This window comes from Bifidobacterium hapali (genome assembly GCF_002259755.1).
In the GTDB taxonomy this organism is placed as follows: domain Bacteria; phylum Actinomycetota; class Actinomycetes; order Actinomycetales; family Bifidobacteriaceae; genus Bifidobacterium; species Bifidobacterium hapali.
The window spans coordinates 25,520-50,448 of sequence record NZ_MWWY01000005.1 but is presented as its reverse complement, the minus strand read 5'-3'; the positions used below and the strand labels follow the sequence as shown (position 1 = coordinate 50,448).

Below are 24,929 nucleotides of genomic sequence, written 5' to 3'. Positions count from 1 at the left end.
GCGGGATGGTTCATTGAGAATCATCCCGCCACATTCATATATAGCAATCAGCGCAATTATTCAGCTTGTGCGCTGCCATCTGCTGCATTAGCACCATCACCGTCAGCTGTTGATGTCGATGCAGCTGTCGCCATAGCTGGCTCGTCAGTCGGTGCCTCCGTTGTAGCCTCAGCCTCGGCTGAATCAGCAGTGTTAGCCGTGTCAGCAGCAGTCTTCGGATAATCGAACGCCTCGCCCTTGAACGTGAATTCCTCTTCAAGAACGTTGTCGCCCTCAGCATCCACCACTACGCGCTGACCGTCAGAGAGCTCACCCATGAGGATCTTCTCAGAGATCGCATCCTCAATATCGCGCTGGATGACGCGACGCAACGGACGTGCGCCAAGCAGCGGGTCAAAGCCCTTCTGCGCAAGCAGATCCTTAGCAGCGTCGGTCAGTTCAAGCGACATATGACGGTCAAACAGACGGTCATTGAGCTGCTTGACGTCAAGATCCACGATCTGACGCACCTGCGGCTCGGTGAGCTGCTTGAACACGATGATGTCGTCCAGACGGTTGAGGAACTCAGGACGGAACTGCTGCTTCAATTCCGTGCTTACCTGATCCTTCATGCGCTGGTAGCTCGATTCTGTGTTGGAACTGAGGTTGAAGCCTGTGTTCGCCATCTTTGCGATGTCGCGTGTACCGAGGTTTGTCGTCAGGATAATAATGGTGTTCTTGAAGTCCACCTTACGTCCCTGGCCGTCGGTCAAATGACCGTCGTCCAGCACCTGCAACAGCGTGTTGAAGATATCCGGGTGAGCCTTTTCGATCTCATCAAACAGCACGACAGAGAACGGCTTGCGACGCACCTTCTCGGTGAGTTCGCCGCCTTCCTCGTAGCCGACATATCCCGGAGGCGCACCAAACAGACGCGATGCCGCATACTTTTCGGAGAACTCGGACATATCGACGCGAATCAGCGCGTCCTCATCGTCGAACAGGAATTCGGCGAGCGCCTTAGCCAGCTCAGTCTTACCGACACCAGTCGGGCCGGCGAAGATGAACGAACCAGCCGGACGCTTCGGGTCCTTCAAGCCGACACGCGCACGGCGAATCGAACGAGACAGTGCGGACACCGCCTCATCCTGACCGATGATGCGCTTGTGCAGTTCGGCTTCCATGTTCATAAGCTTCTTGGATTCAGCCTGCGTGAGCTTGAACACTGGAATGCCCGTGGTGTTGGAGATCACTTCAGCGATCACATCCTCATCCACGGTCATCTTGACGTCAGACTCGCCCTGCTTCCAAGCAGTCTCTTTCTCCTTGCGCTCAGCTTCCAGCTTCTCCTGACTGTCGCGCAAAGTAGCGGCCTTCTCGAAGTCCTGAGCCTTAATAGCCTCATCCTTGTCAGCAGCGAGCTTGGCGATACGACCGTCGAGTTCCTTGAGCTCTGGCGGCGCAGTCAGACGCTTAATACGCAAACGCGCACCAGCCTCATCGATCAAATCGATCGCCTTATCCGGCAGGTTACGATCTTGAATGTACCGCGCAGACAGTTCGGCAGCAGCTTGCAGAGCACCGTCAGTAATCGTCACCCTGTGGTGATTCTCATAACGAGAACGCAAGCCCTTCAAAATCTCGATGGTTTCCGCGATCGACGGCTCATGCACCTGAATCGGCTGGAAACGGCGTTCGAGCGCCGCATCCTTCTCGATGTACTTGCGATACTCGTCAGTCGTGGTCGCACCAATGGTCTGTAGCTCGCCGCGCGCAAGCATCGGCTTCAACATATCAGACGCACCAAGGGCACCATCTGCAGAGCCTGCGCCGACAATCGTGTGAATCTCATCGATAAACAGCACGATATCGCCACGCGTCTTGATTTCCTTCAAGACTTTCTTGAGGCGCTCCTCAAAGTCGCCACGGTAGCGAGAACCAGCCACCATTGAACCGAGGTCAAGCGAGTACACCTGCTTGCCCTTCAACGTTTCCGGCACATCGCCCGCGTTGATCTTTTGCGCAAGGCCCTCAACAACGGCAGTCTTACCGACACCCGGTTCACCAATCAGGACCGGATTGTTCTTGGTACGACGCGAGAGCACAACCATCACGCGTTCAATTTCCTTGGAACGGCCGATAACCGGGTCGAGCTTGCCCTCGGCTGCTTCAGCCGTCAGATTGCGGCCAAACTGGTCAAGAATTGCCGAACCAGTCTGATTGCGCTTATCTTGCACGCCACCAGCGTTTGCAAGATCACCCTTGCCTTGACCATCCGACGAGGAAGCCGAGTTGCCGCGAATCATATCGATTGTGGCACTACGGAGTTCGCCCAGATCGACGTCCATCTTGATGAGCACCTGCGTGCCTACGCCCTCACCTTCACGGATCAGGCCGAGCAGGATGTGCTCAGTGCCGATATAGCTGTGCCCCAGCTGCAGCGCCTCACGAAGGCTGAGTTCCAGCACTTGCTTAGCGTGTGGCGTGAAGGGTATGTGGCCTCCAGGTGCCGCATTACCCTTGCCGATCATCTCTTCGACCTGCTTGCGCGTGTCCTCCAAGGTCACGCCCTTGGATGCGAGCGCCTTTGCGGCCACGCCATCACCCTCGCGGATCAGGCCGAGCAGCAGATGCTCGGTGCCGATGTAATTGTGCTGGAGGGCACGAGCCTCTTCCTGCGCCAGCACGATCACGCGCCGGGCACGGTCGGTAAACCGTTCGAACATGCTTGTCCTTCCACTCTTGTTAGTACATGACACTCTACCGATTCGCGGTGACGTTTATTGCAATTCTTGTGTGAATTGCGCTGTAGACGCAACACGAGACGATATGCTGGAATCAGTCGTTGACTGTCACAGTCATTAAAGGAGGCATCATGACGGGCAATGCGGACATGGCCGACATTGTGGTCGGTGTGGACGGTTCTGATGAGTCATTTGCAGCGTTGCGTTGGGCGTTGCGCGAGGCGCAGCTGACCGGGCAGCGCGTGAACGCAGTATACGGTTGGACTCGATCGTGGGATATGGGCTCTGAGCCAGATGATGAGGCCGGCTGGCAAGAATTACGCGACCGAATTGGCGCACGACTCAAAGCGTGGGTTGATGAGGCAGTGGACGGTATGACTGATGTGACTGCGGATGCGGTCACGCTCACGTCGGTGCATGCGTCCGGTACGTCAGCGTTATTGCAGATCGGTAAGAACGCGCAGCAGATTGTGGTCGGTCGCCGTTCGCTTGGCCGTGTGGCGCGCTGGTTTACTGGCTCGTTTTCCACGTCGCTGGTTGAAGAAGCGACGAGCGTACCGGTGACCATAGTGCGTATTTTCACGGATGAAGATGAGACGATGCAGGATGCGATTGCGAACGCACTGACGCCAGCTAATGTGACGACTCGATTCGCGCGGCCAAATGTTGCTGTAAACGGACGGCCTGTGGTAGTGGGCGTGGATGGTTCGGCAACGTCTAGGCACGCGTTAGAGTTCGCGATACATGAGGCTCGCGTGCATGGACTGCCGTTGCATGTGTTGTTCTGCTGGCAGCTGCGTGATTTAGGTATGATACCGGGATACGAGAATGCTGTTGCACCGGTAGAAGTTGGGCAGCAGCGTGCTGAGCAAATTCTGTCGGATATGCTCGGTGACCGCTCATTTGCACAAGGGGTTGATCTCGAAGCGCATGCGTTCCATATCGCAGCCGCTAAGGGATTGATTGCCGCATCGCGTTATGCAAGTCATCTCGTAGTCGGTTCGCGTGGACTGTCTGGCCTCGACGCGCACTTCCTTGGCTCTGTATCCAAGCAGCTCGTCACCTTATCCGAGTGCACACTCACCGTTGTGCACTGACCGCGTTCTTGATACGAGTCGTTGAACCGGCAGTATGAGTGATTTGTAGGCCGTAAGTTTGTGAGCAGATACCAGCTGCACACATACTTACGGCCGATGAGCTAAGCAATCAGCCGACATTATTGTGGAAGATTTGCGACTGAAGATCTTTGCGAGCAGTCTCCATTTGCGTAATTTGACCGAGTAGCGCAATTTTCTCTTCGCCATCAGGTAATGCAGCCATCCGTCGACGTACCGCGCCGATACGCCGCATAAATCCCATGTCAAGTAGTTTCGCAGTTAATTCTGCAGCATACTGCTGTTCAGCGGGTGTAGCTGGACGAAGCTGAGCCTCTGCTCCATTAGTTGGCTTCCCCTCACTTGCCCGCAAATCATCCTCACTCGGAGGCAGCGGCAACGGCATGACTGCCAATTCGTTTACTACCGGTTCCAATAATGGCCCGCCTGCCTTAGCGAGATTATGCAACCATAATCCTTGTGGAGTCGCCACGTCCGGCAATCCGCCGGCAGCAGCAATCGCTTGAAACAGTGAACGAAATACTGGTGTCATGAAATTCGACAGCGACAGTGACGCAAACATCGCCGGGTCAATCGCACGCGGTACTTGAATCAACGTAGCCATAAACTGCTGTTCACACACAAACACCGCGTCATCAATCCGATAATATGTTTGCTCATTCGCATCGCGACGCTCAAGGGAACGCCGTACAGCAGGATTAGCATACGGATTATTATCCGCCCCGATCTGAGCATTGCCAGCACGACCAACAATCCCAGCGCTCTCGCCAAATTCAGGACCGACTCCTCCGACCCCGTTCCGTCTTTTCACCGCATATGCATCTTCGTCGCGCACATGTAATTGTCGGCGTGCCTGCCGTACTTCTCGCTGCATCACGTCTAAATCAACACCGATACGCCGCGTCGCTTTGCGCGTATATAAATCGAGCAGCGAACGATCACGGATTTGCGCGATAAGCGGAGCCGCAGCTTTGACCGCACCCATCTGACCAGTCGTATACGTCGTATCAAAACGACCAATCGCTGTATCAATCACAAAATCGTACAATGGCTTCGCATGGTCGACCAACGAGCGCACCGCCTCATTACCACGTTCAATACGCAGATCGCACGGGTCCAGATTGTCATCCGCTACAGCAACAAACGTCTGCGACAAGAACGTTGCATCTAATCCAAACGCGTGTAATGCAGCCTTCTGCCCAGCAGCATCACCGTCAAATGTAAACACAATGCGCGAGCTCAGCGACTGTCCGTCAACTTTCAACGGGCCGATAAGTTGCACCGCTCCAAGTGAATCATCGGCAATAAGTCGGCGTACGATTTTCGCATGTTCCGCACCAAACGCGGTACCACACGTAGCGATCGCCGTATCGATACCAGCCAGATGCATCGCCATCACATCCGTGTAACCTTCGACGATCACCGCTTGCCGCTTCTTCACAATCGCTGACTTCGCAATATCAATACCGTACAGTACTTGCGTTTTGCGGTACAGTGCCGTGTCTGGTGTATTGATGTATTTGGCGTTAATCGTATCGTCTTCGTATAGCTTGCGCGCGCCAAAACCAAGTGTGCGACCGGTCGAATCACGAATCGGCCATGTTACACGGCCGCGGAAATAGTCATACACGCCGCGCTGCCCACGTCGAGCAAGTCCCGCGTCAAGCATTTCTTGCTGCGTGAAACCTTTACCAGCTAAATGACGCACAAGATTATCCCAACCTTGCGGCGCATAACCACATCCGAATCGTTCACAATCGGCTTGGCTGAAATTGCGGCCACCAAGCAGTTTGCGGGCGGGAAGTGCTTCCTTCGTGAGAATTTGCGAAACAAAAAACCGTTGTGCTTCCTCATTAGCTTCGAGCAGACGAGTACGTTTTGAGCCGACAGGCTTATCTGGCGACGGGCCATTTTCGTAATGCAGCTCAATGTGATAACGGTCAGCGAGCAGCTCGACAGCCTCACGGAAGTCAATATTTTCTTGCTGTTCGACGAACTTAAACACATCGCCGCCGAGTCCACAACCGAAGCAATGCCATACACCGAGTGCTGGTCGCACGTTAAAACTTGGCGTTTTTTCATCGTGGAACGGGCATAGACCGACGAACGTACCTGTACCTGACGCTTTCAACGTCACGCTTGCAGACACGATATCGTACAGGTCAGCCCGCGCTCGCACCTGTTCGACGTCTTCTTTCTTGATCATCCCGGCCATAACGTTCAACAATACCGTCATGCTGGGAGCTGGCTAGTTCACGCGAAGTTTCTGCGTTGATTGTGCGCCAACCGGTGTGTGCTGTATATACGATGTTCGACACGCTCCGGGCCGCTCGGCCAAGTCTTACGGTCGCGCATCGTATATACAGCACACGCCTCGCTTTCGGTGAACGTTACTTACACTATTCTCATTCACCAGCTCAAGACTCGATATCACATTAAGCCGAGGAGTTGCTTGATGGAGTTGATGTTCGACCGTAAGACTTGGCCGAGCGGCCCGGAGCGTGTCGAACATCAACTCCATCAAGCAACTCCGACCACACCCATATATTGATTAACCGCTTAGCACAAGATCGAATGCAGCGCGAGCGCGGAATTATCGGTCAGGGAGGCAACCTGATCGACAGCAACACGCAGCCGTTCATCATCGTTCACTGCTTCACGCCAGTCGTCAAGGAATACGCTTTCGAGTGCATCAGACGGATTTGGCGAATCAGCCATAAGCACATCAATAAGATCGACAATAATCCGTTGTTCTTCTTCGTGGAATGGCTCACGTTCACGCGGTGCCATAACAAAATGCACGGCAATACCTTTGAGCGCGACGATTTCATAGCTCGTTTCTTCAGGGATAACCACGTTTGCCCGATATCGTACGAGCGGCCCGGAACCGTACGTGTCGCGCGTGGCATGTTCCACTGACCACGCAAACCGTCCGATCAAATCACTGGTAATGTTTTTGAGCTGTGCGAGCGAAGCTCGTGAACCATTGAAATTATCAGGGAACATATGCAATGTGCGCAATCGGTTCAGTGCATCAACTAACCGGTCACTGTCCCATTGCGAGCCATACCATGCGCGCGTTTGCGTCACAACACTGTCGACAATGCGCGGATCAGTGAGCGCAATCGGATTGAACGCACCGGTTGCAATCGCGTCTTCCACATCGTGCACGCTATACGCGATATCATCTGCCAAGTCCATAACTTGGCATTCCATCGGGCGCGTAGCTTCAGGAGCGCCGATTTTCAGCCAACGGAATACCGCTTCATCATCTGGGTATACGCAATATTTTTTACTGCGTTCACCTTTAGGATGCTGATCAGCTTCAGCAAGCGTCCACGGATATTTGACAGCCGCGTCGAGTGAAGCACGCGTAAGATTGACACCTGCTGATCGACCGTCCTCGTGGAACACTTTCGGCTCAAGTCTTGTAAGCAGACGCAAGGTTTGCGCGTTGCCTTCAAATCCGCCAATATGCGCAGCAATGGACGCGAGCGCGCGTTCACCGTTATGCCCGAACGGCGGATGACCGAGATCGTGGGCAAGGCACGCGCAGTCAACCACGTCAGGATCGCAACCGAGTAATTTGCCGATTTGCCGACCGATTTGCGCAACTTCGAGCGTATGTGTGAGCCTCGTGCGCGCAAAATCGTCGGTTCCAGCGATCAAAATTTGACTTTTGGCTCCGAGTCGGCGTAGAGCAGACGAGTGAATAAGCCGAGCACGATCGCGCTCGAACGCGGTTCGTGATTTGGATTTAGGCGGTTCAACAGCCCAGCGTTCCTCGTCGAATGCACAGTATGCTTCGCCTGCTGGTATTGTTTCCGTCCGCTGCATCGTGTTATTGCACCTCCCCTCGCCTCAGCTTAGCAGCAGCATTCACTCAGTCTGCTCATACTGCGCATGCCAGTTCGCGCCGAAATCAGTGATACCGCAATCAGTGTTGTTCAGCGACAGCCGTCACACGGTGCATAAAGTCGTCAAGGAATCGTGACGCGTTGACTGCAATCGCCACATTCGTAGTCTTAAACGGGTCAGCAAGTCGATCGTAATCGCCGATCGTGCGACCACGTGTGGCACCGTCAAGATCAACTTTCAGATTAATTGGCAGTGTAGCAACGATCGTCGGGTCGAGGGCCGCCGCTACTGCGAGCGGATCGTGCAGCCCGCAACCACCAAGGTTTGGTGCGGTGGTCTCATACGCGTGAATGTAATAATCGGTCATGTCAGCGAGGAAACGTCCGGCTGGTGTATCCAGATCACGCCAACGTTGCGTTTGACGGCGAGTGAGCAGTGTTTGCATAGTCACGTCGAGTCCGATCATGGTCGAGCGTACACCGGAACGGAACAGGTAGTCGGCAGCTTCAGGATCTTGTGAAATATTAGCTTCGGTCCATGCGTTCACATTGCCGGGAACAGTGAGCGCGCCACCCATGAGTACGATACTGCCGAACAAGTTGCGGATTTCGGGAGCGCGGCGCAATGCGGTTGCAATATTAGTGAGTGCACCGGTTGGTATGTACGTGAGTTCTTTGCCGTATGTTTTGACTGCGTCGATGATAAAATCGACTGCCGGCTCGGATTCGGGCTCGCGGTTTGCGTCAGGGATATCGATTTCGCCGATACCGTTGTTGCCGTGGATGAAGGCTGAACCGGCGCTGACCGTAAACGTGTCTCGCGTAAGCGGATGATCGACGCCACGGTAGACGGGAACTTCAGGGTGACCGAAGAGTTCGGCGACGGCGAGCGCATTGCGTACGCCTTGATCGACGGTGACATTACCGTATGTGCCGGTGATGCCGACGAGTTCCGCTTCACCGCTGCCTAACGCATAGGCGATGGCAAGCGTGTCATCAATGCCAGTGTCCAAGTCGAGGATGATTTTCTTCATGATAAGCCTCCCTGCTGAATCGATACGATGGCCGTATGATACGTATTAGCGTATCTCGCGTATCGTTATCATGCTGCAAGCCACTCCGCTTTGGCACAGAGAATTCAGTCGCTGTTCGCCTACCGGCGACTTATCTGACGCTGACTACAGACTTATCTCAATATCTCAATAAGCAGCTTGGTACAGTAGCTCACCTATCGAAACGTTCGCAAATGAGCGCAGGTGTGCCGTAGGATGCTTGCGCACCGTGACCGGTAGCTGCGTAAGCCGCAACGACCGAAGCAAGCTGAGCTGCTTCGTGCAGTTCGAGTCCCGAAGCGAGTCCAGCGAGTACAGTGCCCATAAACGAGTCACCGCAACCGGTAGTATCGACTGCTTGGACGCTGACCGGAGCGATACGAGTTACGCAGTTAGTGGATGCGGATACGGTTACCACGTCGGCGTCTAAACTGTGTTTCGCATTGTTCGCAGTAGTGTCCAATACCACTGATCCGTCACCGCCGAGTGTCACAATTGCTCGCTCACAACCGAATGCATGCAACCGTTCTAGGGCAATCATCCAGTCGAAATTACTCCAGTTGCCATCGTCTGGTTCGTCAATGCGTAAGAGTTGAGCCATTTCATGCTCGTTGACGAGCAATATATCCGTTGCTGCGATCAGCTCGGCTGGTAGTTCAGGCACGAACGGCGAATCGTTGAGCAACACTGTAACACCAGCTTCATGGCACATGCGAGCAGCTGCAGTAACCGTTTCAATCGGACTTTCTAAACACAAGCCAAGTACCGATGAAGAGACGAGTATGTCATGTGATGCGTTGACATAGTCAATGTCGACCATCGCATTTGAACCAGGTGAGTACACGATCGTGTTCTCACCGCACGCGTCTACAGTGATCACAGTCGTGCCGCTTGCGCCCGGCACATGACGCACATATGTCGTATCAACGCCCGACTTATTCAATTCACCAAGCAGAAAATCAGCATTCGCATCAGAACCGACCGCGCCGAACATGCGAACCTGCGCACCGAGCAGGGCAGCTTGTGCAGCTTGATTGCCGGATTTGCCACCGGGCAGAATTCGTAACGGCCCAGCGTTGACTGTCTCTCCCGGTTTCGGCAATCGTTCAGTTGTTACCGTATAGTCCGCGTTCATTGAGCCAATTACCGACACGCTGCCATGCATACGGCCCAGCAAGTCGAACATATCAGACAGACCACGATTGTCAGTTCTCATATCTTTTACCTTAGCAGCCACACTGCTGCAAGCCTTAGCACCACTTTGCAACTTTTACTAGTATGACCGTTAAAGTATGCCGCAAAAACATACTTTATCGGTCATACTAGTAAAAGTGTGATTTTATGATATACTTTTACTAGTATACTAGTAAAAGTTGGAGTCTTATGGAGCTGAAGCCTAGACCGAAATATCTCAACATGCTTGTTGCAACACGAGATAATGGCCTTATTAAAGTCATCACAGGCATGCGCCGATGCGGTAAATCATCATTACTCGCACTCTTCCACCGTTACCTTACTGAGCATGATATTGCGGAAGATCACATTATCAACATCAATCTTGAATCATTCCAGTACAACGATTGTGATGAGAAGCAACTGCATCAGACCATCGTGACTCATATACAAGATGACGGTCGATATTATTTACTCCTTGACGAAGTTCAACTTGTCAACCATTGGGAACGAGCCATCAACGCATTACGTGTCGAGCATAATGTTGATATTTATTTAACCGGCTCAAACGCGCATCTACTCTCTAGTCATCTGGCAACACTTCTAGCCGGACGCTATATTGAAATCAATGTGTTTCCGCTGTCATTCCAAGAGTTTTTGGACTATACCAATATGCACAGTGACCGAATCGCCGCATTCGATCGATACACAAGGTATGGAGGACTACCGCCTGTAGTTGATCAGGGTACCAATCAGGCATTAGCACACACCGTGCTCAATGGTGTGTATAACACCATTGTGATGCGGGATATTGCCCAGTATCTGCAAATTCGCAATCCGATGGTATTTAATGATATAACCCGTTATCTTGCCGATACAGCAGGATCGCCAACACCTGTCGCTAAGATTGAGCATCGGCTGGTTAGCTCTCACCGATCTACTACGAACGAAACTATCGAACGATATATTTCTGGACTATTAGATGCTTATCTATTTTATCGTGCGTCACGTATTAACGTCAAGGGCGGTGGTCATCTTCAAGGGCTCAATAAGTATTATCCGGCTGATCTCGGTATCAAGAACATGTTGCTTGGCTATCCATCCGGTAATTTCGGTGTTCTACTCGAAAATGTTATTCATAACGAGTTGTGCACACGTGGATACACAGTTCAAGTAGGGAAAATAGACAAACTGGAAATTGATTTTGTGGCGACACGAATGAGAGACGATCTCACCGTCGAGCAAATACTCATTCAAGTCAGTGCCAGCATTATGGACCCTGAAACACGTCGGCGCGAATTTGAACCATTCCTGCAACTCGGCAACCAACCGGGTCGACGTATGGTCTTAACCCTAGACACATTTGGGTTAGGAACCGTTGACGGTATCGACGTCGTCAACGCGCTCGACTGGTTGACTGAATAACAATGGTTATGGTGCGAGCCAAAGATTGGCTCGCACCATAACCATTATTTTTATTCCTTACTCGAGCTCGACGGCTCCGGTGTAGAGCTGGTAGTACTCACCTTGCTGAGCGATAAGCTCATCGTGGGAGCCGCGTTCGATGATGCGGCCGTGATCGAGCACCATAATCACATCGGAGTTGCGCACTGTAGACAACCGATGCGCAATAACGAACACGGTACGTCCCTTCATAAGCGCATCCATGCCAGCCTGAACGACTTCCTCAGTGCGCGTGTCGATAGATGACGTAGCCTCATCGAGAATAAGCGCCGGCGGATCAGCAACCGCAGCACGCGCGATCGAGATCAACTGACGCTGGCCTTGCGATAAGCCTGAACCGTCACCTTCAAGCACAGTCTGATAACCTTGCGGCAGCATACGGATGAAGCCGTCCGCGTTCACAAGCTTTGCTGCCTCAATGCACTCTTCATCAGTTGCGTCGAGACGACCGTAGCGAATATTGTCCATCACTGTACCGGTAAACAAGTTCACATCCTGCAGCACCACACCAAGCGAACGACGCAGATCAGGCTTACGAATGTTCGCTACCGAAATACCATCGTAGAGAATCTGACCTTCCTGAATGTCGTAGAACCGGTTGATAAGGTTCGTCACCGTAGTCTTACCAGCACCGGTTGCGCCGACAAGCGCAATCTTTTGACCGGGCTTAGCGAACCACGTGATGTCATGCAGCACCGGTTTGTCTGGGTTATAGCCGAACGTTACATTGGTGAAGCGCACATCGCCGCGTAGCAACGTATAACGCCCATCAGGAGAGGTAACCGCCTGCTCCTTAGCTTTAATTGCCACCTCACGAGCCGAACCTTGCAGCTTTTCTGCTGCTTTAAGCGAGCGAGTACCGTCGTCACCTGCCTCACGCTTCCACGCCCAATGACCGGTTTCATGGTCTGTTTCAGTCATCGTACGGCCATCCTCGCCGAGTTTGACATTCACCAGCGTCACCGTACCACCGTCAGTTTCAATCGGCTCATCCATTAAGGCAAAGATACGAGAAGCACCAGCGAGCGCCATCATCACCATGTTGAGCTGCATGGATACCTGACCGAGCGGATTAATAAATGAGCGGGACAGGGTGAGCAACGAAATCAGTGTACCGAGGGTCAACGTACCGGCACCACTCAGACCAAAGTTACCGACACCAGCAAGTGCCATTGCACCACCGACAATAGCGAGCAAAATGTAGAGCACGTAACCCATGTTGCCTACAACCGGCATGGTGACGTTACCCCACGTGTTCGCTTCAGCAGACGCAGCGAACAGTTCTTCATTCTTTTCGTCGAAAGTCTGTTGCGTTGCATCCTCATGGTTGAACACCTTGATGACTTTCTGGCCGTTGACTGCTTCTTCAACGAATGCGTTCACATCACCAAGCCAGTGCTGCTGCTTGACAAAGTAACGACCGGCTCGAGAAACGATGACACGCACCATAAAGAACAGTGCCACAGTGAATACCAGAACGAATATGGTAATCGGCACCGACAGCCACAGCATCGAGATGATAGCTGCGATCGCAGAGACCATTGACGCAAACATCTGCGGGAATGACTGGCTAATGGCCTGACGCAGCGTATCAGTGTCGTTAGTGTAGCGACTCATAATATCGCCGTGTTCGTTCGTATCGAAGTATCGAATTGGCAGATACTGCTGGTGTGCGAACATATCGTCGCGGATGGTTTTGAGCGTGCCTTGTTCGACCGTAACGATCAGCCACATCCATAGCCAGCTTGAGACAATACCGGCAACATACAGGCATCCCATAAGCGTGAGTGCACGCAGTAATGGACCCCAATCCGGGTTTGAGGCACCGACCATCGGTAAGATATATGTGTCGATAAGCGTTTGAAGGAACAACGCCGAACCGGCCTGTGCCGCAGCACCAATAAGAATGCATACAACGATAGCAGTCACACGCCAACGGTAATGCAAGATATAGCTGAAAATACGCTTGGTAGTACCGGGCGCAGGCTTGCCCATACCCGGCTTGCGCTTGCTGAAATTCTGTTTGGTATCGCTCATCGTGCCACTCCTTCCTGTTCCATACGCTTCACCTGTGCAACTTCATGTGCTGCTGCCTGTTCAAGCGCCGCTTGACCTTCTGCAGTGTTCTTGGTCTGAGATTCATAGATAGACCGGTATTCGTCGCATGTAGCCAGTAGTTCATCATGCGTGCCGCGTGCCATAATGCGACCATTGTTCATCACAAGAATCATGTCAGATTCCTGTACGGAAGCAACACGCTGCGCGATAATGATCTTGGTCGTGTCCGGAATTTCGTGGTGGAATGCGGCACGAATCAGGCGATCCGTCTTGGTATCAACAGCCGAAGTGGAATCATCAAGAATGAGAATCTTCGGCTTCTTCAAGAGCGCACGAGCAATACACAGACGCTGACGTTGGCCACCGGAAACATTGGTACCACCCTGTTCAATGTACGTATCGTACTTGTCAGGGAACTCTTGGATAAATCCGTCTGCTTGTGCAAGCTGGCAGGCATGGCGAATTTCCTCATCGGTAGCATTCGGGTTACCCCAACGCAAGTTTTCCTTGATCGTACCGGAGAACAGCACGTTCTTTTGCAACACCATAGCAACTTGATCGCGCAACACTTCAAGATCGTAGTCGCGCACATCAATGCCGCCCACCTTGAGCGTTCCAGAGGAAACATCATACAGACGTGGAACAAGCTGGACAAGCGACGATTTAGCCGAACCAGTGCCGCCGACGATGCCGATGGTCATACCGGATTGAATAGTCAGATCAATATCGTCAAGTACCGGTTTTTCGGAGCTATCGGAATAACGGAACGTAACGTGGTCGAACACAATCGAACCATCTGCAACATTGGTGACCGGATGATCAGGATCGCTCACCGTGCTTTCTTCCTGCAGCACTTGACAAATACGTTCGGCGGACGCTTGCGAAATGATAATCATGACAAAAATCATGGAGAGCATCATCATGGCCATGAGAATCTGCATCGCATACGTAACCAGAGCAGTCAAGTCGCCGGTAGTCAAGCCCATCGCAGCATTGTTACCGGAAGCAACGATCTGATTCGCGCCCATCCACGAAATAAGAATCATTGAGCCATAAATGCAGAGCATCATGAGCGGATTATTAAAACTCATAATGCGCTCAGCCTTGGTGAAATCTTTGAAGATACGCTGTGAGATTCGATCAAACTTGGAAATCTCGAACGGTTCGCGGTTATACGATTTCACCACGCGTACGCCCTGCAAATTCTCATCAACAACGTTGTTCAGTGCATCATACGTGTGGAACACACGCTCGAACACCGGATGCACAAGCACCGCAAGCCCGCACAAACCAATCGCCAAAATTGGCACGCAAGCGAGGAAAACGAACGAAATTGAAGGACTAATACGGAATGAGAAAATCCATGCAACTACCACCATGATCGGAGCACGCACGCCCATACGAATCATCATGCCGTATGCCATCTGTAGATTCGTGACATCGGTAGTAAGTCGCGTGATAATCGAACCAGTAGAGAATCGATCAATATTAGTAAAGCTGAAGCCCTGCACCTTCTCGAACTGATCGCGGCGCAGATTCTTCGCAAAACCAGCCGCAGCAATTGCCGCAAATTTACCAGCGAAGAAACCTGAAGTAAGCGAAGCTATCGAGCATAACAGCAAAATCAGGCCGAACTTAATGATAGCGGGCATACTACCGCCTGAAATACCGTCATCAATCAGCGAGGCCATAATCGTAGGAATCACGATTTCGAGAATGCTCTCAACAATCACAAACAGTGGTGTGAGCAGGCTTTCTTTCGTGTATTCGCGCATCGAACCCGCTAAAGTACGGATAATATGCTTCGGTCGCTCCGGTTCGACAGCCTTACGAGACTGCTCAATCGCAGCCTCGGTAGCGGTAGCACTATCGCTCATTATTCTCCTCCTTCATGTGGTTATATGGTTTTAGCTCTTCATCCTCATCGCCAGCTGTCGAGGAAGATAACTGGCTAGCCTCATGGTGTTCATACTCTTGTTGCGCTTCACGAATGTTTTCGCGCATGCGTTGTATACACATGCGCAGCGTTTCTTGCTCCAGTGGCGACAATCCGTTGACGAGCATCCGCTCCACACGATCAGCATTTGTTTTGAGATCAGCCACAATAGCATCCGCTTTGTGCGTGAGCACAATACGCTTGCATCGTGCATCGTGCGGTACCGGTTCGCGCACAATGAGTCCTTTTTTCTCCATAAGCGCGAGCACGCGCGACGCAGTAGAGCGAGTAATACAAAACTTCTGCTCGATGGTGTGCTGGTAGATTTCCTTATCGCGATTGCGATCCAGAAACGCGATAATATGCGCATTGCCACCTGTTGCCACACGAGCAGCTTCAGGCATGCTTTCACTGAGATATCGGTCCACTGCTCGAGTCAGTGAACGAACTTCAATGCTGAGGACATGCTGGTCCATATTCCTCCCGTCACGACTATTGTTTGCCATACAACAGTCTTATATGCAACAGTTGCATATACAACCATATGCGTGAAATCATGATAATCATCCCTATATACAACAATTGCATATACAACAATCGGCGTGTCATTACACTACCCAAACATGAGATGAGACTGTTGAAATCAAACGATCTCAACAGTCTCATATGCTCATGATGTCAGGTTATGTCAGCATCGAAATACGCCTATCAACTACTGCTGCTTTATCAATCGCGCATACTCGCGCAACATGAATTCAGTAATAGACAAACCATCCGTTGAAACCACCGTTATGGAATTAATCGGAGCTGGTTCAAGGAACATTCTCATTGACGGATTATCTGGCAACTTCGGCATCTCGCCACGCTCCCCCGCCTCTTCAAGCATCGCGACAACTTGCGAACCAACTGGATCAGATGACCACTGCGCAAACGTCGACCACTCGTTAAGCGGCATCGATTTGCCATCACCATCCAGTGCAACAGGCACTGACGCAGCAATATCGCGCGAACTAGAGCCCACTTCGATCGTGTATGTTCCAGCTTCCACATGCCAATCATTAAACTGTTCCGACCAATACGCGAACGCACGCTCGTCCAGTTCAATCGTCACACGTTTCGATTCACCGGCCTCAAGTTGCACTTTCACAAAGCCTTTAAGCTCGTGACGAGGTCGAGCCACATCGCACGCGCTAGGCGCAACATACACCTGCACAGTTTGTGCTCCAGCCATCGAACCAGTATTCGTAACCGTCGCGGTCACCACAGCCGAGTTAGCCCCACTCTTCTCAACTGCCACGTCGCCAATGGAGAACGTCGTATAGCTCAGTCCGTAGCCAAACGGATACGCAACAGCCTTGTCAAACGTGTCGTAATAACGGTAGCCAACAAACACGCCTTCACCATAGTCAACATGACCTTCTTCACCAGGCCAGTTAAGCGTACTCGGGTCATCGTGAATATCGAGCGGAATAGTCTGTGCCAGTTTGCCAGACGGATTCTCATCACCGAAGATCACGTCAGCGAGCGCCGCGCCACCAGCCTGACCAAGCAGCCACGATTCGAGAATGCCTTGAGCTCGTGAAGCCCACGGCGAGACAGCAACCACAGAACCGTTAGACAGTACGACAACCACATGGTCGTTCACTGCCGCTACCCGGTCAAGCAGCTCAAGTTGCTTAGCCGGCAGATCAATATCCGTGCGGTCAAAACCCTCGGATTCAGCCGCATCAGGAAGACCAAGGAACAAAATCGCCACCTCAGCGCTTTTAGCCGCATCGACCGCATCCGATTCGAGGGCTGGGTCGGCAGGTGCGAGATCAAGCGTGAAGCCCGGCGCAAACGTGGCGTTCACACCGCGAGCCGTAAGCGCATCGAGGAACGATGTGGTTCGAGTGGGCGTAATATGCGAAGAGCCACCGCCTTGATAACGCGGAGTGCGTGCAAACTCGCCGATTACCGCAACATGCGCAGCTTTGCTGACAGGCAAGATTGCATCATCGTTTTTGAGCAAAACGATTGATTCGACGGCCGCGCGACGTGCAGTCTCGTGATGCGCATCTACGTCATACTGATAATCGTTGACGTTCATTGCGGCGCGTGTCTTGTCAACGAGATCGATCATACCTTGCGCCATATTGTCAAGTTGCGCAGAGGAGATGCGTCCGTCTTGCGCAGCTTCGACGATCTGCGAATCGGTGCCACTTGGCGGCATTTCAAGGTTGAGACCGGCATTGAGTGAGGCGACGCGATTGTGATCGGCACCCCAGTCAGACATGACGATGCCCTTGAAACCCCATTCGTTGCGCAATACGTCGGTCAGTAACCACCGGTTTTGTGCGCAATGTACGCCGTTGATTCGGTTGTATGCGCACATCACCGTCCACGGTTGCGCAGTTTTGACGATATGTTCAAATGCTGGCAGATAGATTTCGCGCAATGCGCGCTGGCTGATGCGCGCCGAAATGCGCAGTCGATCAGTTTCCTGATTATTAGCCGCAAAATGCTTGAGCGAAGTGCCTATGCCTTTGGATTGCACTCCTTCAACAATACCGACTGCCTCATGCCCCGCCAGATATGGGTCTTCTGACCAGTATTCAAAGCACCGGCCACCAAGCGGATTGCGTTTGATATTCACACCGGGACCCAAAATAACGGCAACTTTTTCTTGCACGCATTCCTCACCCATCGCTTCGCCGACCTCGCGGATGAGATCAGGATTCCATGAGCTGGCGAGTCCTGCAGCTGGCGGGAAGCATGTTGCCGGTACCGATGCATCAAGATCAGTTTGTCCATCACCTGCTGGAATACCCTTACGCAGTCCATGCGGACCATCGGTAATCATGTAACCCGGAATACCTTTAGCCTCAATGCCTTGCAAATGCCATGCGTCAGCGCCAGAGGTTAGCGACGCTTTTTCTTCAAGCGTCAGATCATGCACAGACGGATACACGTGTTCACTCATATCACAACCTCATTGTCTCCATGTTGACGATATTGCTCATCATCATTACTTAATATTAGCGGCCAGCAAGTGCCGACATTACGCAACAATAAATATGACCGATTGTAGATCCTCGCGGCGCGACGAATGGCCGATAAGGAGTTCAAACTCACCGGGTTCGACGATGCGCTTGGCATCCGGGTCAACGATCGTGCAATCAGCAACCGGAATGTCGAACTTAACTGTTGCGCACTCCCCCGGCGCTAACGTCACACGATGGAACGCCTTAAGTTCACGGTCAGTCCAGCTATACGACGTCACAACATCGTTGATATACACTTGTACAACCTCAGTACCTGTTCGATCTGCAGTATTCGTGACCGTAATTTCAGCGTGCACAGTGTCGTTGGTCGCAAATGTACCGTCGCCGCGCGATGCGCCGCCAGCAATCGTCGGCTCACCATACGCGAACGTCGTATATCCTTCGCCTTCACCGAATGCGAATGCAGGATCTTGTGTAAGATCAGCGTAACGATTACCGTGCTGACCGCGAATCTGGTTGTAGTAAACCGGCAACTGTCCAGCGTGACGCGGGAACGTGATCGGCAATCTGCCAGACGGATTGACGTGGCCGAGAATAATTTCGGCGATCGCACGCCCACCTTGCATACCCGGGCTCGGCGCCCACAAAATCGAACCTGTGCCAACGGTTGGATTGTTGCAGCGTTTCGCGAATACATCATTTGCACCGACGATAGACGCTGGCAGAATCTGCGGCTTGGAACTGATCAGTACTGTGACCATTGGCTTGCCAGTCTCACGAGAGACTTCCGCAAGCGCGTCAAGCATCGCATTCTGTCCGCCGAGCAGGTCGAGTGTTGCTGTCGAACAGCTTTCGCCGATGAGCTGAACCACGTCGCCAACGACCGCGACGACCAGGTCAGATTCGCGCGCATTTGCTACTGCTTCATCAATCAGAGTCTGATCAACAGCCGCGTTCACTGCGACTTTCGGACGTGGTTGACCGTCGGGGAAGAACTTGCCAGCTGGGTCATCGACCAAATCGACAACATTCGCACCACGCGAGTACACAACATCACAGGAATCGCCAGCAAGTTCACGAATACCGTCGAGTACTGTGGTGATCATGTTACGTGGATGACCGTCAGGCATCCAGTTGACTTGGCCAGAACTTCCAGCCCAATCACCAAGTTGAGTTTGCGCATCGTCGGCAAGCGGTCCGACAACCGCAATACGATTCGCAGTTTCAGCTGCGAACGGCAACGCACCGTCGTTGCGTAGCAGTACGACCGATTCGCGTGCCAACTCAAGATTCAGCTGCTGATGTTTCTCGGAGCCGATCACCGAGGCGATACGCGCTTCGTCAGGAAGCCTCGGATCTTCAAACAAACCAAGACGGAACTTGACTGCCAAAATCCGCTCGACTGCAGCGTCAATCAGCGATTCGTCAAGCAAACCGGAACGAACAGCTTCAATCGCACCATCGTAGAATTGCGGCGTGGTCATAATCAGATCATTGCCGGCCTTTACCGCGTCAGCTGCAGCGTGCACATAATCCGGCTTGACATGCTGTTCCCACACTGATCGGCCGACGTTATCCCAGTCGGTAATCAGCATGCCGCAATAGCCCCAGTCGCCGCGTAGCTTATCAGACAACAGCCACTTGTTGAACGTGACCGGTACGCCGTCAATAGACTCGTAGCCGAGCATGAACGTGCCGCAGCCTTCTTTTGCAACGCGTTCGAACGGAGGCAGGAACCATGATTCGAGTTTGCGATGGCTCAAGTCAGCTTCAGACGCATCACGGCCACCTTGCGTTTCGGAGTATCCGGCGAAATGCTTGGCACATGCGAGAATAGCATTCTTCGGCAACGGTTCTCCAACTTTCGCACCACCTTGGTAGCCGCGCACGATTGCCGAAGCGAGTTCACCGATAAGGTAGGGGTCTTCGCCAAACGTCTCTCCTACGCGACCCCAGCGGGTATCGCGGCCGATGCACAGCACCGGCGAGAATGTCCAATGCACACCAGTGCAAGATACCTCTTCTGCAGTGGCACGGCCTACCGCTTCGATCTTATCCGGGTCCCAACTGACGGCCATGCCGAGCTGCTCGGGGAAGATGGTCGCGCCCGGCCAGAATGAGTATCCGTGAATGCAGTCGTCGCCAATCACCAGCGGGATGCCGAGACGGGTTTTCGTGTTGACGAGATCGACTGCACGCGGCAGGTCTGCTGGACTCGTATGCAAAATAGAGCCGACATGCTTGTTAACGATTAGATCTTCCAGATCGCCACTGCGCGCGTCGAGCTGCATCATCTGGCCGACTTTTTCTTCGAGGGTCATGCGATGAATGAGATCAGTGATGCGCTCAGCGTCAGTGAGGTCAGTATTGCGGTACGGAGGAATCGCAGGGGTATCACTCATAACTGAGCTCGCTTTCTTCAATGAAGACGAACAATGAATTACTTAGTTACCATTCGGTAGTTTAGCATCGGTGCAGCAACGACACGCCACCGCAATACCGCCATCACGGCAGCATCACAACACAGTTGTATCAGCACTATCTGCGCAACCAATCAGCGATAGTCATCCCACAACGGAGACGGAAACAGTAACTCCTCAAGATCAGCCCACTCCTCATTGAGATCAATAGATGGCTCGCGCAACCACCTCAGCTGCACACCATCCATCACCTCCATCGCACGACGCACTACCGGACGCATGCGATCATCCCACGCAACATACTCGGACGGAATACGCCAATCAAACGAAGAATAATAACGCCAAATATTTTCAGCACGCGACGCAAACTCATCATGCAACGGATGCTCAGGATTAAACGACTCAACCTGCAACATCGAAAACAACTGCACCAGCTCACGTCGTCGCGAATTAAATCGCACAAGAAAACGCAAATATGCCGGGAACCGCAGATCATTCGGCGACGAACCAGGCAATCTCGAATGGAGGAAATCTTCAACGTTGCCCGTTACGCTGTAATTGTCCCGATACACCATCGCCAACAGATTGTCTTTACTGCCGATGTAACGCAGCACACCCTGTTTCGTGACACCAACCTCATCCGCCACATCCTGAATAGAAATGCCGTTATACCCGCGCTCAGAGATCAGTCGAACCGCAGCATCGAGAATCTCACGGCGGCGCTCCTCAGGAGTTTTGCGCACACGCTTGGAAGATGATGGAACTGTTGACATAACTGATCAGTGTAATGCCAGAGGTGGCGTGCTGAGGACGCAGAACACGCAGCACATATACAACACACAGCTCGCGCAGAATATGCAGCACGCGGTTTACTTACGCATATAGCGCACAGCTATGCAGATATGCAGCTTCCAGCTGTACATGAGTCATCTACACATCGTCGCGACACGCCGAAGTGGAAAGTTCTGCTATTTCCTGTATAGTATCCATCTGTTGTCTGGATCCAGTCCGCTGGAAACGGCCACATGGTGGATATAGCTCAGTTGGTAGAGCATCTGATTGTGGTTCAGAAGGTCGCGCGTTCGAGCCGCGTTATCCACCCCACCAAAGCCTCCCCACGTGGGGAGGCTTTTTCGTTTCTCCCTCTAGCCCTTAAATCTGCGTGGCAGAAAACGCTCACTGACGGTGACCTCAGCGAGCATTTTCCGCCACTCATACCGGTGCGTGGCGGTTTTCACTCGCTAAGCCCCCATTCAGCGAGCCATTTCCGCCACTCATACCGGTGCGTGGCAGAAAACGCTCACTACCAGTACCCTCAGTGAGCAAAAACCGCCACGCAGACTAGGCCGTGGCAGAAAACGCTCGCTGAGTCTCATTCAGTGAGAGAAAACCGCCACTCGTACTGATGCGTGGCGGAAAACGCTCACTACCAGTACCCTCAGTGAGCCTTTTCCGCCACTCCATACTTGGACGCTAGTAGGTAAGCTACTGAGCACAAAGTATGCTGCAGCTGCAGCCGTTTGCGTGACTGTGCGCTCAGTAACAGTCAAACTCAGACAACCCTGCCGCATCACGCGGTAAACTCTCCTGTGATATCGATAACTGTCAGATTCCATACACAGTCCATCCCAAGGAGACAACATGCTGTCCTTCGAAAACGACTATTCCTGCGGCGCAACCCCCGAAATCATTGCGCGCCTCGCACAAACAAACACCACACAGTTTCCCGGCTACGGATCCGACCAGATCTGTGAACAAGCCAAAGCAAAAATCCGTAAAGCATGCGATGCTCCACAAGCGGACGTATGGTTCCTCGTCGGAGGTACGCAAACTAATCAAACAGTCATCGACTCCATTACACCGCAGTACGCCGGCGTTGTCGCAGCTGCCAGTGGCCACGTCAACGTGCATGAAGCTGGCGCGATCGAAGCGACCGGACACAAGGTCTTGACACTCCCCCAGCACAACGGCAAAATCGACGCTGACGAACTCGACGCTTACTGCGCAACCTTCTATGCGGATGGTAACTACGAGCACATGGTCTTCCCCGGCTCCGTCTACATTTCACAAGCCACCGAATACGGCACATTGTATACCAAGGCTGAACTCGAACGCATCGCCGAGATCGCGCACAAGTATGACATGCCGTTGTTTGTCGATGGTGCACGTCTCGGTTACGCGCTTACAGCCACCGGTAACGATGTCACGCTCGCTGATCTCGCCCATATTGCCGACGTGTTTTACATCGGCGGCACCAAGGTGGGCGCACTGTTTGGCGAGGCAGTCGTGTTCACTCATCACGGACAGTTCAGCAATACACCGAAGCATTTCCTCACGCTTATTAAGCAGCATGGCGCGTTACTGGCTAAAGGTTGGCTGCTTGGATTGCAGTTTGACACGCTGTTCACTGACGATCTGTATTGCCGTATTGCACAGCATGCGAACGTCGCCGCCGATCGTATCCGCGACGTACTGCGCAGCAAAGGCTATACGCTCACATTCGACGCACCTACGAATCAGATCTTTATTACTGTCGACGAGCCGACACGCACGCGACTGGAGCAGCACGTGCGTCTTGGGTTTATGGAACAAGCTGACGAAACGCACACGGTGATGCGTATTTGCACGAGCTGGTCCACTACGGACGAGCAGGTTGAGGAGCTGATTGCACTGTTGTAAAAACGAATCGCTGCGACTTCTTCAATCTGAGAGGCAGTTTTTTCGTTCTGTAAGGGTCTTTCTTCAATCTGAGAGGCAGTCAGTCTCACTTGAAACTCATTCCACACCCACATTTGGGGCAGAATATGGTTCATATAAGAATATATGCTGCCTCTCAGATTGAAGAAAGACCCCTGCAGCGTCGGATAACTGCCTCTCAGATTGGAGAAGACAGGGCGTCGCTTTTACAAAACACAGCAACATTTACGCGAAACGGTTTGTATCCGCAATCGCTTCACGTTCCATATCCACGAACTTTGCAACAGACGCTTCAACTGAATAATGCTCTTTCGTATGCTTGGCATATCGCTCACCCCACACAGCTAACTCCTGCGGATGGTCAATCCACCAATCAATACGCTGTGCCAATGCAGCCACATCACGCACCGGGAACAGTGACTCGTCAAGCAGCGCAAACTGGCCGGCCGCGCTCAACTCAGACGAAGCAATCACTGGCACCAGACCAGAAGCCATGCCTTCAATCACACTTAACGACTCAATATCAACAATTGACGGATGCACAAACAGATCGCACGAGCGCAGCAATGCTGGCATGTCAGCATTACGATGGAATCCAATGGATGCCGGCCGATGCAGCAACCGATGCGCGCGGAATCGCAAATACCGCTGCAATGGCCCCGTCCCGCAAATCGTGAGCTCAATATCTTTCGCGTGACGACAGCGAGCAATCGCTTTAATCAACGTAATATGGTCTTTTTCATGCGTAAGTCTGCCAGATGCAACAATACGGAACGGCACAGGCGTACTCTCACCAGCCACGCGCTGCCTCTTCGATGTGAACCGCGCCGTGTATCCATTTGAAATCACATGTAATTTGGCCTTGTAACCGTGCGCACGCAACTGGCCGGCAATCATCTCGGTTGGCGCATGAATATGGCCAACATTGCGATACAGCCAAACGCGAAACAGCCAATATAGAAAGCTTGAAATACCTGGAACGTATTTGAGCGGACCAGCTGAATAGGTCACATTCTCAGGCTGTAAATGAAAGCCTGCTGTAACCGGAATACCCATTGCTCGCGCAGCTTTAAGCGCGTGACGACCAAAACGGAACGGCAGATAAATATGCACCACATCAACGCCACGGAACGCTGTGCGGAACAAGGTTTCACTTGGTTCCGCAAACTGCATCTGCTGCTTAGCAGCCACCCACGAGACAAGGGGCACATGGCTCACACGAGCCGGATATTCGGGCGCGCCAATGCCAACAAGCCGCACATGATGTCCTTGCCGTTCGAGTTCGTGCGCGTATTGGAGTGCTGAATTGGATGTACCGTTGCCCTTGTTACCGATCGTGTCCATTACAAGAGCGATGGTTAGAGGCCGTTCGATCTCCGGCGCACATAGATGAGTAGTTTTGCCGCTATTTTCCTTGCGTTCACGCATTAGCCTATATTATCGCCGCCAC

The 24,929-nt window shown here is 52.5% G+C and carries 15 protein-coding genes and 1 tRNA gene; 4 read left to right on the top strand and 12 right to left on the bottom strand.

Translation table 11 applies throughout. The features are described 5' to 3' along the window. Positions 1 to 56: 56 nt before the first annotated feature. The gene (locus BHAP_RS00845) at positions 57 to 2,705 is read right to left on the bottom strand and encodes an AAA family ATPase (protein WP_094728708.1); all 2,649 of its coding nucleotides are present in this window, start codon (positions 2,703 to 2,705) and stop codon (positions 57 to 59) included. A gap of 149 nt (positions 2,706 to 2,854) precedes the next feature. On the opposite strand from BHAP_RS00845, the gene BHAP_RS00840 reads away from it, so the two are divergent. Next, positions 2,855 to 3,820, top strand: coding sequence for a universal stress protein (locus BHAP_RS00840; RefSeq protein WP_094728706.1), 966 nt, complete (start codon positions 2,855 to 2,857; stop codon positions 3,818 to 3,820). Between the two features lie 109 nt (positions 3,821 to 3,929). Here BHAP_RS00840 and dnaG read toward each other — a convergent pair whose 3' ends face one another. From dnaG to BHAP_RS00820, 4 genes are all read right to left on the bottom strand, one after another. Next, complete coding sequence (gene dnaG, locus BHAP_RS00835) at positions 3,930 to 6,053, bottom strand: DNA primase (protein WP_094728993.1); 2,124 nt, start codon at positions 6,051 to 6,053, stop codon at positions 3,930 to 3,932. A gap of 344 nt (positions 6,054 to 6,397) precedes the next feature. Next, on the bottom strand, positions 6,398 to 7,675 hold the full coding sequence (locus BHAP_RS00830; RefSeq protein ID WP_094728705.1) for a deoxyguanosinetriphosphate triphosphohydrolase: 1,278 nt from the start codon (positions 7,673 to 7,675) through the stop codon (positions 6,398 to 6,400). Positions 7,676 to 7,775: 100 nt separating this feature from the next. Beyond that, entirely contained in the window at positions 7,776 to 8,729 is a 954-nt protein-coding gene (locus tag BHAP_RS00825; protein ID WP_094728703.1) for a nucleoside hydrolase, read from the bottom strand. A 190-nt stretch (positions 8,730 to 8,919) separates the two neighbouring features. Beyond that, positions 8,920 to 9,963, bottom strand: a complete 1,044-nt coding sequence (locus tag BHAP_RS00820) for a ribokinase (protein ID WP_169713133.1) — start codon at positions 9,961 to 9,963, stop codon at positions 8,920 to 8,922. A 200-nt stretch (positions 9,964 to 10,163) separates the two neighbouring features. On the opposite strand from BHAP_RS00820, the gene BHAP_RS00815 reads away from it, so the two are divergent. Continuing rightward, positions 10,164 to 11,345 (top strand): ATP-binding protein, encoded by a 1,182-nt coding sequence (locus BHAP_RS00815; RefSeq protein ID WP_244569195.1) that lies wholly within the window; start codon positions 10,164 to 10,166, stop codon positions 11,343 to 11,345. Positions 11,346 to 11,402: 57 nt separating this feature from the next. On the opposite strand, the gene BHAP_RS00810 is transcribed toward BHAP_RS00815, so the two are convergent. The 6 genes from BHAP_RS00810 to BHAP_RS00785 all read right to left on the bottom strand — a co-directional run bounded on the left by BHAP_RS00810 (position 11,403) and on the right by BHAP_RS00785 (position 21,555). Next, positions 11,403 to 13,421, bottom strand: coding sequence for an ABC transporter ATP-binding protein (locus BHAP_RS00810; RefSeq protein WP_094728699.1), 2,019 nt, complete (start codon positions 13,419 to 13,421; stop codon positions 11,403 to 11,405). Then, positions 13,418 to 15,319, bottom strand: a complete 1,902-nt coding sequence (locus BHAP_RS00805; protein ID WP_094728697.1) for an ABC transporter ATP-binding protein — start codon at positions 15,317 to 15,319, stop codon at positions 13,418 to 13,420. The genes BHAP_RS00810 and BHAP_RS00805 overlap by 4 nt, the downstream gene beginning before the upstream one ends. After that, positions 15,309 to 15,854: a MarR family winged helix-turn-helix transcriptional regulator gene (locus BHAP_RS00800; RefSeq protein WP_094728695.1), complete on the bottom strand. Its 546-nt coding sequence runs from the start codon at positions 15,852 to 15,854 to the stop codon at positions 15,309 to 15,311. The genes BHAP_RS00805 and BHAP_RS00800 overlap by 11 nt, the downstream gene beginning before the upstream one ends. A gap of 236 nt (positions 15,855 to 16,090) precedes the next feature. Continuing rightward, positions 16,091 to 18,340: an exo-alpha-(1->6)-L-arabinopyranosidase gene (locus tag BHAP_RS00795; RefSeq protein WP_094728693.1), complete on the bottom strand. Its 2,250-nt coding sequence runs from the start codon at positions 18,338 to 18,340 to the stop codon at positions 16,091 to 16,093. Between the two features lie 78 nt (positions 18,341 to 18,418). Continuing rightward, complete coding sequence (locus BHAP_RS00790; protein ID WP_094728691.1) at positions 18,419 to 20,764, bottom strand: glycoside hydrolase family 3 N-terminal domain-containing protein; 2,346 nt, start codon at positions 20,762 to 20,764, stop codon at positions 18,419 to 18,421. A 152-nt stretch (positions 20,765 to 20,916) separates the two neighbouring features. Next, positions 20,917 to 21,555 (bottom strand): TetR/AcrR family transcriptional regulator, encoded by a 639-nt coding sequence (locus BHAP_RS00785; RefSeq protein WP_094728689.1) that lies wholly within the window; start codon positions 21,553 to 21,555, stop codon positions 20,917 to 20,919. Positions 21,556 to 21,810: 255 nt separating this feature from the next. Here BHAP_RS00785 and BHAP_RS00780 point away from each other — a divergent pair. Both BHAP_RS00780 and BHAP_RS00775 read left to right on the top strand, forming a co-directional pair. Then, positions 21,811 to 21,886: transfer RNA gene (locus BHAP_RS00780), tRNA-His, on the top strand. Positions 21,887 to 22,423: 537 nt separating this feature from the next. After that, on the top strand, positions 22,424 to 23,461 hold the full coding sequence (locus BHAP_RS00775) for a threonine aldolase family protein (protein ID WP_094728687.1): 1,038 nt from the start codon (positions 22,424 to 22,426) through the stop codon (positions 23,459 to 23,461). A gap of 243 nt (positions 23,462 to 23,704) precedes the next feature. On the opposite strand, the gene BHAP_RS00770 is transcribed toward BHAP_RS00775, so the two are convergent. Next, positions 23,705 to 24,907, bottom strand: coding sequence for a glycosyltransferase (locus tag BHAP_RS00770; RefSeq protein ID WP_094728685.1), 1,203 nt, complete (start codon positions 24,905 to 24,907; stop codon positions 23,705 to 23,707). Between the last annotated feature and the right edge of the window lie 22 nt (positions 24,908 to 24,929).

Bases quoted from the DNA above. Each gene is read 5' to 3' on its own strand.
- BHAP_RS00845 (WP_094728708.1), bottom strand. From the start codon at position 2,705: ATGTTCGAACGGTTTACCGACCGTGCCCGGCGCGTGATCGTGCTGGCG.
- BHAP_RS00840 (WP_094728706.1), top strand. From the start codon at position 2,855: ATGACGGGCAATGCGGACATGGCCGACATTGTGGTCGGTGTGGACGGT.
- dnaG (WP_094728993.1), bottom strand. From the start codon at position 6,053: ATGGCCGGGATGATCAAGAAAGAAGACGTCGAACAGGTGCGAGCGCGG.
- BHAP_RS00830 (WP_094728705.1), bottom strand. From the start codon at position 7,675: ATGCAGCGGACGGAAACAATACCAGCAGGCGAAGCATACTGTGCATTC.
- BHAP_RS00825 (WP_094728703.1), bottom strand. From the start codon at position 8,729: ATGAAGAAAATCATCCTCGACTTGGACACTGGCATTGATGACACGCTT.
- BHAP_RS00820 (WP_169713133.1), bottom strand. From the start codon at position 9,963: ATGAGAACTGACAATCGTGGTCTGTCTGATATGTTCGACTTGCTGGGC.
- BHAP_RS00815 (WP_244569195.1), top strand. From the start codon at position 10,164: ATGCTTGTTGCAACACGAGATAATGGCCTTATTAAAGTCATCACAGGC.
- BHAP_RS00810 (WP_094728699.1), bottom strand. From the start codon at position 13,421: ATGAGCGATACCAAACAGAATTTCAGCAAGCGCAAGCCGGGTATGGGC.
- BHAP_RS00805 (WP_094728697.1), bottom strand. From the start codon at position 15,319: ATGAGCGATAGTGCTACCGCTACCGAGGCTGCGATTGAGCAGTCTCGT.
- BHAP_RS00800 (WP_094728695.1), bottom strand. From the start codon at position 15,854: ATGGACCAGCATGTCCTCAGCATTGAAGTTCGTTCACTGACTCGAGCA.
- BHAP_RS00795 (WP_094728693.1), bottom strand. From the start codon at position 18,340: ATGAGTGAACACGTGTATCCGTCTGTGCATGATCTGACGCTTGAAGAA.
- BHAP_RS00790 (WP_094728691.1), bottom strand. From the start codon at position 20,764: ATGAGTGATACCCCTGCGATTCCTCCGTACCGCAATACTGACCTCACT.
- BHAP_RS00785 (WP_094728689.1), bottom strand. From the start codon at position 21,555: ATGTCAACAGTTCCATCATCTTCCAAGCGTGTGCGCAAAACTCCTGAG.
- BHAP_RS00775 (WP_094728687.1), top strand. From the start codon at position 22,424: ATGCTGTCCTTCGAAAACGACTATTCCTGCGGCGCAACCCCCGAAATC.
- BHAP_RS00770 (WP_094728685.1), bottom strand. From the start codon at position 24,907: ATGCGTGAACGCAAGGAAAATAGCGGCAAAACTACTCATCTATGTGCG.